We start from the raw sequence: 12,965 nt of genomic DNA on the forward strand, positions 1-12,965 counted from the left end.
CGCGCCCCCGTGAGGAGGCGTGCATGGACGTCCGACCCGACCAGCCCCGCGACGACGGCAGCGGCAGCGAGCCCGCCGATGAGCAGCGGCGCGCCGAACCACCGCGCACCTGGGCCACGAGCGCCGCGCGCGTCTCTGCCCTGCAGGACCAGGTCGGCGAGCTCGTCGCCCGCAACGAGCGGCTCGCCACCACGCTGACGCAGGCCCGTGAGCAGCTCCTCACCCTGCGCGGCGAGGTGGAGCGGCTGGCCCAGCCGCCCAGCGGCTACGCGACCTACCTGGGCCCCTCGGGGAAGGGAGTCGTCGACGTCATGCAGCAGGGCCGCAAGATGCGGGTCGCCCTGTCCGCCGCGATCGACGCCGACGACCTGCGCCCCGGCCAGGAGGTCGAGCTCAACGAGGCGATGAACGTCGTCGCCGTCCGCGGCTTCGAGCGCACGGGCGAGGTCGTCACCTTCAAGGAGGCGCTGGGGGAGGACCGGGCGCTCGTCGCCGTCCAGGGCGACGAGGAGCGCGTCGTCCGCCTCGCCGGCCCGCTGCTGGGGCGCACGATCAAGGTGGGGGAGTCCCTCACCATGGAGCCGCGGTCGGGGTACGTCCACGAGGTGGTGCCGAAGGCCGAGGTCGAGGACCTCGTGCTGGAGGAGGTCCCCGACATCGAGTACTCCGACATCGGCGGGCTCGGCGCGCAGATCGAGACGATCCGCGACGCCGTCGAGCTGCCCTTCCGCCACCCCGACCTCTTCCGCGAGCACGGCCTCAAGCCGCCCAAGGGCGTGCTGCTGTACGGCCCGCCCGGGTGCGGGAAGACGCTCATCGCCAAGGCCGTGGCGCGCTCGCTGGCCCGGCAGTCGGCCGAGCGCAGCGGCCGTGACGAGGCGCGCAGCTTCTTCCTCAACGTCAAGGGGCCGGAGCTGCTCAACAAGTACGTCGGGGAGACCGAGCGGCACATCAGGATGATCTTCGCCCGGGCCCGGGAGAAGGCGAGCGAGGGCCACCCCGTCGTCGTGTTCTTCGACGAGATGGAGTCGCTGTTCCGCACCCGCGGCTCGGGCGTCAGCTCTGACGTGGAGACGACGATCGTGCCGCAGCTGCTCGCCGAGATCGACGGCGTCGAGCGCCTGGACGACGTCATCGTCATCGGGGCGTCCAACCGCGAGGACATGATCGACCCGGCGATCCTGCGGCCCGGCCGTCTCGACGTGAAGATCAAGGTGGAGCGGCCCGACGCCGAGGGGGCCAAGGACATCTTCGCCAAGTACCTGACGCCCGACCTGCCGCTGCACCCGCAGGACCTGGCCCACCACGGCGGCTCCGCGCAGGACTGCGTGGACGCGATGATCCGGGCGACGGTCGAGCGGATGTACAGCGAGACCGAGGAGAACCAGTTCCTCGAGGTCACCTACGCCGGCGGTGACAAGGAGGTCCTCTACTTCAAGGACTTCAACTCCGGCGCGATGGTGCAGAACATCGTGGACCGGGCGAAGAAGACCGCCGTCAAGGACTTCCTCGCCACCGGGACCAAGGGCATCCGCGTCGACCACCTCCTCGTCGCCTGCGTCGAGGAGTTCAAGGAGAACGAGGACCTGCCCAACACGACCAACCCCGACGACTGGGCCCGCATCTCCGGCAAGAAGGGCGAGCGGATCGTCTACATCCGCACCATCGTCCAGGGCAAGAAGGGCTCCGACGCCGGCCGGACGATCGACACCGTCGCGAGCCCGGGGCAGTACCTGTAGCGCCCCGCCCCGCCGCCCCCTCCGCGATGTGTGACCTTGACGCTGGCGAGAACACCTGACCAGGACTCGACAAGGTCACACATCGCGGGCAGGGGCGGCGCGCAGGTGGTCCGGCGACGCGGCCCGTGAGGCGTCAGCCGCTGCGGCGTGCCGCCCGCCCGGCCAGCGCCCTCCAACCCAGCATGAGCACCGCCAGGACGAGCGTCGTGACGACGACGAAGGACGGCTCGGCGCCCTGGCCGGTGGCCAGGCGCAGCACCATGCCGAGGGAGACGGACGCCGCGAGGACGAGGACGCCGGCGGGCACGACCCGGGTGGGGTCGCGGTGCACCCGCGGCAGCGCCCAGGCGAGGACGACGCCCGCCCAGAAGGGCAGCGCGGTGCCGAGCACCTGGAGCAGGCCGAGGCCCTCGCCGTGGCTGGCCCGGCCGACGCCGGCGAAGACGAGGACGGCGACCAGGTCCACGGCCAGGCCGGCGACCGGCGGGCGTGCTGGGGCGCCGCCGGCCGGGGCGGGCTCGACGACGGCCTGCTCCTCGCGGCGCCGGCGCCGCGCCTGCTGCTGCGTCCGCCGCTGGGCGCGCTGCTGCGCGCTGCGCCGTCGCTCGTGCGGTCTGCTCACGGGGCCACCGTAGGCTCGCGGCGATGAGCACCGCTGCTGACGGCGCGACGCCGGGCGCCCGGCCCTCGGGGCCGGTGCGCTCGCAGGGGCCGTGGGGGCGCGACGGCGGCGTCCGCCGGGTCATGGGCCTGGAGACGGAGTTCGGCGTCAGCGCCCCGGGGGAGCCGGGCACCAACCCGATGCTGCTCTCCGGGCGCGTCGTGCACGCCTACGCGGCGCCGGCGCCGAGCGGGGTCACCGGTCGCGGCACCCGCAGCCGTCGCGGCACGCGCTGGGACTACGCGGACGAGGCCCCGCTGCGCGACGCCCGCGGCTTCGAGCTGGACCGGGCGCGCGCCCACCCCAGCCAGCTGACCGACGTCCCGCCCGACGTCGCCGCCGAGGCCTCGTCCCCGGCTCGGGCGACCCGGCGCGGCGACGCCGGCTCCGGCGTCGCCGTCGCCGAGGAGCTGGAGGACGCCGGACTGGCCAACACCGTCCTCACCAACGGCGCGCGGCTCTACGTCGACCACGCCCACCCGGAGTACTCCGGCCCGGAGGTGACGACGCCGCGCGACGCCGTCCTGTGGGACCTCGCGGGGGACGAGGTGGCCCGCGAGGCGATGCGGCGGATCGCCGCCTCGCCGGGGCTGGGCGACGTCGTGCTCTACAAGAACAACACCGACGGCAAGGGCGCCTCCTACGGCACGCACGAGAACTACCTCATGCCGCGCTCGGTGCCCTTCGGCGACATCGCCCGCGCCCTCGTGCCCTTCTTCGTCAGCCGGCAGGTGGTCACCGGCGCCGGTCGGGTCGGGCGCGGCCAGGAGGGCGGCGAGGACGGCTTCCAGCTGAGCCAGCGCGCCGACTTCTTCGAGACCGAGGTAGGTCTGGAGACGACGCTCAAGCGACCGCTGGTCAACACCCGCGACGAGCCGCACGCGAGCGCGGACGCCTGGCGCCGGCTGCACGTCATCGTCGGCGACGCCAACCTCTGCCAGGTCGCGAGCCTGCTGAAGACGGGCACGACGTCGCTCGTCCTGGCCATGGTCGAGGCCGGGGAGATGCCGGACCTCGCGGTCGAGAACCCCGTCGCGGCGGTGCGGGCCGTGAGCCACGACCCGTCCCTGCGGCACCTGCTCACGCTGCGCACGGGCGAGCGCCTCACCGCCGTGCAGCTGCAGTGGCGGCACCTGGAGGCGGCGCAGCGCTTCGTCGCCCGACGCCAGGGCCAGGACGTCGACACGGACACCGCCGAGGTGCTCGGCCTGTGGGAGCAGGTGCTCACCGACCTGGAGGCCGACCCGCTGCGGTGCGCCCGGCAGCTGGACTGGGTGGCCAAGCTCCGCCTGCTGGAGGGCTTCCGGAGCCGGGAGCAGCTGTCGTGGGATGCCGCGCGGCTCGCGCTCATCGACATCCAGTACGCCGACCTGCGCCCCGAGAAGGGGCTGCATGCCCGGCTCGTCGGCCGCGACGCCGTGGACGTCCTGCACGAGCCGGCGGACGTCGCCCGCGCCGTCACCACGCCGCCGGAGGACACGCGGGCGTGGTTCCGCGGGGAGTGCGTGCGCCGCTACGGCGACGAGGTCGCGGCCGCGAGCTGGGACTCCGTCGTCCTCGACGTCGCCGGCCGGGCGTCGCTGCAGCGGGTGCCGATGCTCGAGCCGCTGCGGGGCACCCGGGCGGCCACCGGGGCCCTGCTGGACCGGTGCCCGACCGCGGTCGAGCTGGTGCACGCCCTCACGGGCGGGCGCTGAGCCAGGCGGCCGAGGCCGCCGACCGAGGCCTCCCGCTGCCGCGGGAGCAGGTGCGGCGCCTACCATCGCCAGGAGCGGAGCCGCGCGAGCGGCTCGCGAGGGAGCCCGCAGCGGCCCGTGGGGCCCAGGGCCCGAGCAGCAGGGAGCAGCCATGGCAGCCCAGGAGCAGCGCCGGCACGACCGCCGCGACGAGGAGCCGGACGAGGCGCCCGCGCCCCCGCCGCCCACCGCGACGGGGGCACAGACCTCCCAGGGCGACACCGAGGTCGACGACCTCCTCGACGAGATCGACGACGTCCTCGAGGCCAACGCCGAGACCTTCGTCCGCTCCTTCGTCCAGAAGGGCGGCCAGTAGCGGGCGCCCGCGTCCCCAGAGGTCCTGACCGGTCCCGACCGGGGACGTCGCCGCCCGGCCCCAGCACCGCCGTCGGCACCGCTGGTTAGGGTCGGCCCGTGACGTCAGCGACGCCAGCCCCGCCGCCGGGAGCTCTGCCCGGTCGCCTCCCGGCGCCTTTCCTCGTGCCGGGCGCCTCGTCCTTCACCGACTTCGTCGGCGGTCACGACCCGTCGCTGCTGCCGGGCCGCCGGCCGTTGCCGGCCGGCACGCTGGCCCCCGAGCTCGACCCGCCGCACGCCACGACCATCGTGGCGCTCACCTACCCCGGCGGCGTCGTCATGGCCGGCGACCGGCGGGCGACGGCGGGGGCGATGATCGCCCACCGGGAGATCGAGAAGGTCTTCCCCGCCGACACCCACTCCTGCGTCGGCATCGCCGGCACGGCAGGCATCGCCGTGGAGATGGTGCGGCTCTTCCAGGTCGAGCTGGAGCACTTCGAGAAGATCGAGGGGGCCGTGCTGTCCCTCGACGGGAAAGCGAACCGGCTCTCCACGATGATCCGCGGCAACCTGGGTCTCGCGATGCAGGGCCTCGCCGTCGTCCCGCTCTTCGCCGGGTACGACCTCGCCGCCGGTCGCGGGCGGATCTTCAGCTACGACGTCACGGGCGGTCGCTACGAGGAGCGCGGGCACCACTCGGTCGGCTCGGGCTCGGTCTTCGCCCGCGGGGCGCTGAAGAAGCTGCACCGGCCCACGGGCGACGCCGACGAGGCCGTCGCCACGGCCGTCGAGGCCCTCCACGACGCCGCCGACGACGACTCGGCGACCGGCGGCTCCGACCTCGTCCGCGGCATCTACCCCGTCGTCGCCGTCGTCGACGAGGCCGGCTACCGCCGGGTGGGCGACGAGCGCCTCGCCGCGGTGGTCGAGCAGGTGCTCGCCGACCGGACGTCGACCAGCCGGCAGGTCCGCGGCGCCCTGGGCGGCGCAGCCGGGGGAGGGGAGCAGCCGTGAGCCAGCCGTTCTACGTCTCGCCCGAGCAGCTCATGCGCGACCGGGCCGACTTCGCGCGCAAGGGCATCGCCCGGGGGCGCTCCGTGGTCGTGCTCGGGTACGCCGGCGGCATCGCGCTGGTCGCCGACAACCCCTCGCGGGCGCTGCACAAGGTCAGCGAGGTCTACGACCGCATCGCCTTCGCCGCCGTCGGCAAGTACAACGAGTTCGAGAACCTGCGCGTGGCCGGTGTCCGCTACGCCGACCTGCGCGGGTACTCCTACGACCGGGCCGACGTCACCGCCCGCGGGCTCGCCAACGCCTACGCGCAGACGCTCGGCAGCGTCTTCACGACCGAGAGCAAGCCGCTGGAGGTCGAGATCGTCGTCGCCGAGGTCGGTGCGAGCGTCGAGGCCGACCAGGTGTACCGGCTCACCTACGACGGCTCGGTGGCCGACGAGCGCGGCGCCGTCGTCATCGGCGGGGCCGCCGACGCCCTCTCCGGCCCGCTCACGCAGGGGTGGCGCCCCGACCTCACCCTCGTCGACGCGCTGTCGCTGGCCCACCGGGTGCTGGCCACCGACCCCGCGGCCCCCGCCGCCGGACCGGCCCGCGAGCTGGGGGCCGAGTCGCTCGAGGTCGCCGTGCTCGAGCGGGGCAGGCCACGGCGATCCTTCCGCCGGGTCACCGGGACCCTGCTGGCGGCCCTGCTGTCGGCGCAGGACGGCACGACCGACCTGCCACCGGCCCCGGACCTGCTCGCGCCGGCCCGACCGCAGGGGTCCTGAGGGCGCCGAGCCCGCGCGGGAGCCGCTGAGCCGGAGCGGGGTGAGGTGCCGGGCGCGCCCGGCCCGTGCGGGGGGCCCGACGTAGGCTCTCGTCATGGAGCGACGCATCCTCGGCCTGGAGACCGAGTACGGCGTCACCTGCACCACGCAGGGGCAGCGGCGGCTGTCGGCGGACGAGGTGGCGCGCTACCTCTTCCGCACCGTGGTCGCCTGGGGGCGCTCGAGCAACGTCTTCCTCGCCAACGGCGCCCGGCTGTACCTCGACGTCGGCTCCCACCCGGAGTACGCGACGCCGGAGTGCGACGACGTCGCGCAGCTCGTCGCGTGCGACCGGGCGGGGGAGCGGGTGCTCGAGGGCCTCGTCGCCGACGCCGAGCAGCGGCTGTCCGACGAGGGCGTCCAGGGCGAGATCTTCCTCTTCAAGAACAACACCGACTCGGCCGGCAACTCCTACGGCTGCCACGAGAACTACCTCGTGCCGCGGGCCGGGGAGTTCAGCACGCTGGCCGACGTCCTCATCCCCTTCCTCGTCACGCGCCAGGTGCTCGTGGGGGCGGGCAAGGTGCTGCAGACCCCGCGGGGGGCGACCTACTGCTTCTCCCAGCGCGCCGACCACATCTGGGAGGGCGTCTCCAGCGCGACGACGCGCTCGCGGCCCATCATCAACACCCGCGACGAGCCGCACGCCGACGCCGAGCACTACCGGCGCCTGCACGTCATCGTCGGCGACTCGACGATGGCCGAGCCGACGACGACCCTGAAGGTCGGCGCCGTCGACCTCGTCCTGCGCATGCTCGAGGCGGGGGCGCCGCTGCGGGACATGGCGCTGGAGAACCCGATCCGCGCCATCCGCGAGGTCAGCCACGACCTCACCGGCCGGCGTCTGCTGCGGACGGCCGGCGGCCGGCAGGTCACCGCGCTGGACGTGCAGGGGGAGTTCTGCGAGCGGGCGCGAGCCTTCGTCGAGCGCGGCGACGCCGGGGAGGTCACCGCGACGACGAAGGCGGTGCTCGACCTGTGGGAGCGGGGGCTGCGCGCCGTCGCGACCCAGGACCCGACGCTGGTGGACCGCGAGCTCGACTGGGCCATCAAGCAGCGGCTGCTCGACCGGTACATGCGCAAGCACGACCTCACCCTCGCCAGCGCCCGGGTCGCCCGCCTCGACCTCGCCTACCACGACATCTCGCGCACCCGCGGGCTCTACCACCAGCTCGCCGCCCGCGGCCTGGTGGACCGGACGACGACCGACGACGACGTGAGCGCGGCGACCGAGCACCCGCCGCAGACGACGCGCGCCCGGCTGCGCGGGGACTTCGTGCGCGCCGCGACCGAGCACGGCCGGGACTTCACCGTCGACTGGGTGCACCTGAAGCTCGGCGACCAGTCCCAGCGGACGGTCCTGCTCAAGGACCCGTTCGCCGCCGTCGACGACCGGGTGGAACGGCTCATCGCGAGCATGTGAGCGGCTCACCCGCGGCGCCGGCCCGCCGTGCCGGCGGGGGACCCAGGGACGAGCCAGGGTCAGCGGTTACCGTCGGGGTCGCGCCGGGAGCCCCGGCCGACGACGACGCCGGGCGACCGGCCCGACGAGAGGTCCTCGTGCGACACCTGCCACACCCCGCCCGCGCGCTCGCGGCCGCGGCGTCCTGCCTGCTCCTCGTGGCGGCCTGCGGCAGCGGGGAGTCCACCTCCACCCCCCTGGACCGCGTCGACGTCGTCTCCGACGGCGGTGACGGCGAGGCGCCGGAGCTGCAGCTGGAGACCCCCGTCACCGTCGCGGAGACCTCGGTCGAGGTCCTCGAGCAGGGCGAGGGGCGCACCGTCGAGGAGGGCGACCTCGTCGCCCTCGACGTCCTGGCCGTCGACGGCGGGTCGGGCGAGGTGCTGTCCTCCACCTTCGAGGGGCCGACACGCCTGACCCTGCTGGCCGACCCGTCGACGACCGTCCAGGGCCTGCTTGCCGGTGTCATCGGGCAGCAGGAGGGCTCGCGCGTGCTCGTGGCCGTCAGCCCGGCCGACTTCCCGAGCGCCCAGGGCGGTGCGGCGACGCCGGAGGAGGGGGACGGCTCGGTCGTCCTGCTGGTGGACGTCCAGGGGTCGGTGGAGGTGCCCGACCGGGCCTCCGGCGTGGCGCAGCCGCCCGTGGACGGGCTGCCGCAGGTGACGCTGGCCGACGACGGCGCGCCGACCATCGCCGTGCCGGAGGGCGACCCGCCGACGGAGCTGCGCGTCGAGACGCTGGTCGAGGGCGAGGGCGAGCCCACCGCGCCCGGCGACACCGTCGCCGTGCAGTACCAGGGGGTGCTGTGGAGCGACGGGTCGGAGTTCGACTCGACGTGGAGCTCGCAGCGGCCTCCCTTCGTCTTCACCCTGGGCGCGGGCCAGGTCATCCCCGCCTGGGACTCCGGGCTCGCCGGCGTCCCCGTCGGCAGCCAGGTCCTCGTCGTCGCGCCGCCCGACCAGGCCTACGGCGACCAGGAGAACGGCGGCATCCCCGGCGGCTCCACGCTCGTCTTCGTCGTCGACGTCCTCGCGGCCCTGCCCGCCGTGCGCTGACGCGAGCGCTCGCGGGCCGGGCCGAGGCCCGCCTCGCACCAGCCGCCTCTCGCGGCGTCCTCCATCGTCCCTGACTTACCTGCGACTCCCAGGAGCTGCCCCGTGGCCGACAAGCCCACCGTCGAGATCCCCGCGACCGACCCGCCCGCCGCGCTCGAGCTCGAAGAGCTGGTCGTCGGCGACGGCGAGGAGGCCGTCGCCGGCGCCACCGTCTCGGCGCACTACGTCGGCGTCTCGTGGTCGACCGGCACCCAGTTCGACGCGTCGTGGGACCGCGGCCAGCCGCTGTCCTTCCGCCTCGGGGCGGGGCAGGTCATCGAGGGCTGGGACACCGGCATCCAGGGCATGCGGGTCGGCGGTCGCCGCCGCATCACCATCCCGCCGCACCTCGGCTACGGCGACCGCGGCGCCCCGCCCGTCATCGCCCCCGGCGAGACCCTCGTCTTCGTCGTCGACCTGGACGCGGTGCGCTGAGCGGCCCGCAGCGCTGACGAGGACGCGCCGAGCGGGCGTCCGGCGCCAGCCGCAGCGTCCCGGCGACCGACCGGGGGCAGGGAACCGGGCCGGTCAGCTGGTCGCCGCGGCGTCGCAGGCCGCCCAGCGGCCGGCGGCCGCGGCGGCGAGGAAGGGCGCCGGGTCGACGTCGACGCCGCGCCCCATGGTCGACAGCCGCACCGGGCTGACGGCCAGGGCCTCGTCCAGGCCGTCGACGCCGACCTCGACCAGGCGGTGCCGCCCGGCCAACGTCGCCGCCTGCTCGCGCACCCGCTCGCCCAGCGCACCGCCCAGCACCGGCACGACCACCTCGGCCGGCGCCAGCGCCACCCGTCCGTAGGCCGTCAGGCTGTGGTGGGAGACGCCGAGGTGCCGCTCGCGCCCGTCGGCGCCCGAGACCCGCAGCGAGGCGACGGCCCGCCCCCCGAGCACCGACGTCGCGTTGACGGCCTCGCCGCACGCGACGCCGGAGAAGCCCCACCGCGTCCCGGACCCGAGGTTGCCCGGGCCCTGGGCGACGACGACCAGGTCGGCGTCGAGCACGTGCCGGGCGGCGAGCAGCCCGGTGTGGAGCGTGACCGCCTCGTGGTCGCCGCCGAAGGCCTGGCCGGTGGTCACGACGGCGTCGAGCCATCCTGCGCGGCGCAGCCCGGCCGCGGCCCGGGAGAGCGCCGCGGGCAACGCCCCGCCGTCGGTCATGACGTAGACGCAGCGCCCGGGCGGCAGGCCGACGCGGGCCCTGGCCTCGCGCCAGCCGGCGAGGACGGCCGGCAGCGCCGAGTGCAGGTCGGCCACGACGACGGGCAGCCCCGCGAGGTCGTCCGCCTCCGCCATCACCCCGTGGTGCGGCGACTCCTGCTCGTCGACGCCGAGCACCATCGCCTGCAGCGGGGTGTACCGCGCCTTCACGAGGTGCCCCGGGGAGGGGGGCGGGTCGGGCGGCAGCCGGCCCGGGACGGCCACGACACCGGCCGACCCGCCCGTGCCGAGCCCGCGGGCGAGGGCAGAGACCGACAGCAGCACCTCGTCGCCGACCTCCGGGGCGCCGACGAGGTCCGTGAGCGCCGTCGCCCGCACCTCCTCGGCGTCCCCGCCCCGCTCGCCGGCACCCGTCGTCGCTGCGGTCCCTGGGAGCGACGCGTCCAGGCGCGCAGCCACCTCCCGCACCCCGGGCCACTCACGGACCACGTCCGTCACGACGCCGCGGCGCCAGTGCACGGTGCCTCGCCGGTCCGAAGTCTCGACCTCAGCCTGAGGGTGAGGGACGCCGGTGCCGTCCGTCGTGGCGACGCCGTCACCGTCTGCTCCCGGCGCGTCGCCCTCGGTCATGCCCGCGACGCTACGGGTAGCGTCGCGACGTGGCCGCCGCCCAGCGCACGGAGCGCCTGCTCAACCTGGTGATCGCGCTGCTGTCGACCCGGCGGTGGCTGCAGAAGGCCCAGATCCGCCAGGCCGTGCCGCAGTACGCCGAGGCCCGCAGCGACGAGGCCTTCGACCGCATGTTCGAGCGCGACAAGGAGGAGCTGCGCGACCTCGGCGTGCCGCTCGTCACCGGCGCCGCGGACGCCTGGTTCGACGACGAGCCCGCCTACCGCGTCGACCGCGAGGCCTGGGAGCTGCCGGCGATCGACGTCACGCCCGCCGAGCTCGCCGTCCTGGGCCTGGCCGCCCGGGTCTGGCAGCAGGCCAGCCTGGCCGGTCCCGCCTCCCGCGCGCTCGTCAAGCTGCGCGCCCTCGGCGTCGAGCCGGACGACGCCTCGCTCGTCGGCGTCGAGCCCCGCGTGCGCACGGCCGAGCCCGCCTTCGGCCCGCTCTACGCCGCCACCCGCGACAAGGCGCCCGTCGCCTTCGCCTACCGCACCGGGTCGACGGGGGAGACGGCCCGGCGCACGGTCGAGCCCTGGGCCATCACCTCCTGCTACGGCCGGTGGTACCTCGTCGGGTACGACCTCGACCGCAGGGCGCCGCGGGTCTTCCGCCTGGACCGGGTCGCCTCGGGCATCACGCGGACGGGCGCGGGCGCCACCGAGCCGGTGCCCGCCGACCTGGACGCCCGCGCCCTCGTCCGCGGCCGCACGAGCGCCCCCGCCGAGCGCACCGCCTCCCTCGCGCTGACCGGCAGCGCCGGGGCCGCGCTGCGCCTGCGTGCCGGCGCCCCGGCCGACGCGCAGCAGGTGGAGGTGCCCTTCGCCGACGTCGAGGAGCTGGCCGACGAGGTCGCCGGCCTCGGCGCGGACGTCCGCGTGCTGGCTCCGCCCGACCTGGCCGAGGCCGTCGTCGCGCGGTGGCGCGCCGTCCTCGCGGCGCACGCAGCGCCCGGGGCGGCGTCGTGAGCCCTGCCGCCCGCGCCTCAGGACGCATCGCCGGGCCCGCCGCGACGGCGCCCGGAGCGGGTGCCGCCGACCGGCTCTCGCGGCTGCTGGCGATGGTGCCGTGGCTGCTGGAGCGCCAGGGCGTCGCGCTGGAGGAGGCGGCCCGCCACTTCGACGTCTCGACCGACCAGCTCGTCACCGACCTGGAGCTCCTCTTCGTCTGCGGCACGCCGGGTCACATGCCCGGCGACCTCATCGAGGCCGAGTGGGAGTCAGGGAGGGTCTACCTCGGCAACGCCGACGCCATCGCCCGGCCGCTGCGGCTCGGCCAGGACGAGGCGCTGGCCCTCCTGGTGGGCCTGCGAACCCTCGCCGACCTCCAGGGCGTCGAGGACAGCGCGGCGCTCGAGGGCGCGCTGGCCAAGCTCTCCGCGGCCGCCGGTGACGCCGTCGCGGCTGCCTCCTCGGTGCAGCTCGACCTCGCGACCGGAGCCGACACCGGCGTCCTGGCCACCGTGCGCGGCGCCCTGCGCCGCACCCGCCGCCTGCGGCTGCGCTACCTCACCGCGGCCCGCGACGAGACCACCGACCGCGACGTCGACCCGGTCCGGCTCGACTCCCGCGACGGCCACTTCTACCTCCAGGCGTGGTGCCACCGCGCCCAGGACGTGCGCAGCTTCCGGCTCGACCGCGTCGTCACCGCCCGCGAGCTGGACGAGGACGGCACCCCGCCCGCCGACGTGCTCGCCCCGGAGCTCGACGACCGCCTCTTCGTCCCCGGGCAGGACCTCCCGCTGGTCGTGCTGGACCTGGCCCCCTCGGCCCGCTGGGTCGTCGACTCCTACCCGCTGGAGGACGTCGCCCCGAGCCCACGCGCCCGGGCGGGTCAGGAAGGGCCGTGGCTGCGGGTGCGCCTGCGGGTCGCCGACGACGCCTGGCTGCGGCGTCTCGTGCTCCGCCTGGGGGGCGCGGCCGTCGTCGTCTCGCCACCCGGGCTCGCCGGGGAGCTCGCCTCGGCCGCCCGGGCCGCCCTGGCCCACGCGGCTAGGGTCGAGCAGTGATCACGTGGTGGATGTGGGTGCTGCTCTGGACCGCGGTCGTCGTGGTCTCCGCCGTCGTCCTCGTCCGCCTCGGCCTCGCCCTCTGGCGCAAGGTGCTGGCCCTTCTGGGTGAGGTCGGCCGCGCCGGCGAGGTCTCCGCCGCCCTCTCGGAGCAGGTGGCGCGGCTGCGTGCCGAGCAGGAGAAGGAGCCGGTCGTCGCGACCGCCTTCGACGACCCCGTCGCCCTCCGCCGCGTCCGCAACCAGCGGTTGGCCCAGCGGACGCGTGCCCGTCGCCGACAGGCCGGAAGGGCGCGGCGTACCATCCACTGAGTCCCTGGGCCGCCCT

General features: G+C 75.7%; 13 protein-coding genes. 11 read left to right on the forward strand and 2 right to left on the reverse strand.

Annotated features, from left to right (window positions below; translation table 11 throughout):
* Positions 1 to 23 precede the first annotated feature (23 nt).
* The gene (gene arc / locus WDV86_RS14420; RefSeq protein WP_339568329.1) at positions 24 to 1,739 is read left to right on the forward strand and encodes a proteasome ATPase; all 1,716 of its coding nucleotides are present in this window, start codon (positions 24 to 26) and stop codon (positions 1,737 to 1,739) included.
* A 133-nt stretch (positions 1,740 to 1,872) separates the two neighbouring features.
* Here arc and WDV86_RS14425 read toward each other — a convergent pair whose 3' ends face one another.
* Positions 1,873 to 2,361 (reverse strand): DUF3054 domain-containing protein, encoded by a 489-nt coding sequence (locus tag WDV86_RS14425; protein WP_339568330.1) that lies wholly within the window; start codon positions 2,359 to 2,361, stop codon positions 1,873 to 1,875.
* 122 nt (positions 2,362 to 2,483) lie between these two features.
* Here WDV86_RS14425 and dop point away from each other — a divergent pair, with 122 nt between their 5' ends.
* The 7 genes from dop (at position 2,484) to WDV86_RS14460 (ending at position 9,244) form a co-directional block, all read left to right on the forward strand.
* Positions 2,484 to 4,097, forward strand: coding sequence for a depupylase/deamidase Dop (gene dop, locus WDV86_RS14430; RefSeq protein ID WP_445263108.1), 1,614 nt, complete (start codon positions 2,484 to 2,486; stop codon positions 4,095 to 4,097).
* Positions 4,098 to 4,248: 151 nt separating this feature from the next.
* Positions 4,249 to 4,452, forward strand: coding sequence for a ubiquitin-like protein Pup (locus tag WDV86_RS14435; RefSeq protein ID WP_339568332.1), 204 nt, complete (start codon positions 4,249 to 4,251; stop codon positions 4,450 to 4,452).
* Between the two features lie 98 nt (positions 4,453 to 4,550).
* A complete protein-coding gene (gene prcB / locus WDV86_RS14440; protein WP_339568333.1) occupies positions 4,551 to 5,447 on the forward strand; it encodes a proteasome subunit beta in 897 nt (298 codons plus the stop codon).
* On the forward strand, positions 5,444 to 6,214 hold the full coding sequence (gene prcA, locus WDV86_RS14445) for a proteasome subunit alpha (RefSeq protein WP_339568334.1): 771 nt from the start codon (positions 5,444 to 5,446) through the stop codon (positions 6,212 to 6,214). The genes prcB and prcA overlap by 4 nt, the downstream gene beginning before the upstream one ends.
* Before the next feature lie 94 nt (positions 6,215 to 6,308).
* Positions 6,309 to 7,676, forward strand: a complete 1,368-nt coding sequence (gene pafA, locus WDV86_RS14450) for a Pup--protein ligase (protein WP_339568335.1) — start codon at positions 6,309 to 6,311, stop codon at positions 7,674 to 7,676.
* Positions 7,677 to 7,813: 137 nt separating this feature from the next.
* The gene (locus WDV86_RS14455) at positions 7,814 to 8,770 is read left to right on the forward strand and encodes an FKBP-type peptidyl-prolyl cis-trans isomerase (RefSeq protein ID WP_339568336.1); all 957 of its coding nucleotides are present in this window, start codon (positions 7,814 to 7,816) and stop codon (positions 8,768 to 8,770) included.
* Between the two features lie 102 nt (positions 8,771 to 8,872).
* Complete coding sequence (locus WDV86_RS14460; protein WP_339568337.1) at positions 8,873 to 9,244, forward strand: FKBP-type peptidyl-prolyl cis-trans isomerase; 372 nt, start codon at positions 8,873 to 8,875, stop codon at positions 9,242 to 9,244.
* A gap of 93 nt (positions 9,245 to 9,337) precedes the next feature.
* On the opposite strand, the gene WDV86_RS14465 is transcribed toward WDV86_RS14460, so the two are convergent.
* On the reverse strand, positions 9,338 to 10,594 hold the full coding sequence (locus WDV86_RS14465) for a DUF3866 family protein (RefSeq protein ID WP_339568338.1): 1,257 nt from the start codon (positions 10,592 to 10,594) through the stop codon (positions 9,338 to 9,340).
* 29 nt (positions 10,595 to 10,623) lie between these two features.
* Here WDV86_RS14465 and WDV86_RS14470 point away from each other — a divergent pair, with 29 nt between their 5' ends.
* Genes WDV86_RS14470 through WDV86_RS14480 form a run of 3 tightly spaced genes read left to right on the forward strand, consistent with a single transcriptional unit; the run spans position 10,624 to position 12,949 of the window.
* Complete coding sequence (locus WDV86_RS14470) at positions 10,624 to 11,598, forward strand: helix-turn-helix transcriptional regulator (RefSeq protein WP_339568339.1); 975 nt, start codon at positions 10,624 to 10,626, stop codon at positions 11,596 to 11,598.
* The gene (locus WDV86_RS14475) at positions 11,595 to 12,638 is read left to right on the forward strand and encodes a helix-turn-helix transcriptional regulator (protein WP_339568340.1); all 1,044 of its coding nucleotides are present in this window, start codon (positions 11,595 to 11,597) and stop codon (positions 12,636 to 12,638) included. Before WDV86_RS14470 ends, WDV86_RS14475 begins: the two co-directional genes overlap by 4 nt.
* Entirely contained in the window at positions 12,635 to 12,949 is a 315-nt protein-coding gene (locus WDV86_RS14480) for a hypothetical protein (protein WP_339568341.1), read from the forward strand. The genes WDV86_RS14475 and WDV86_RS14480 overlap by 4 nt, the downstream gene beginning before the upstream one ends.
* The last annotated feature ends 16 nt before the right edge of the window (positions 12,950 to 12,965 follow it).

The organism is Pseudokineococcus sp. 1T1Z-3, from assembly GCF_037482365.1.
Lineage (GTDB): Bacteria > Actinomycetota > Actinomycetes > Actinomycetales > Quadrisphaeraceae > Pseudokineococcus.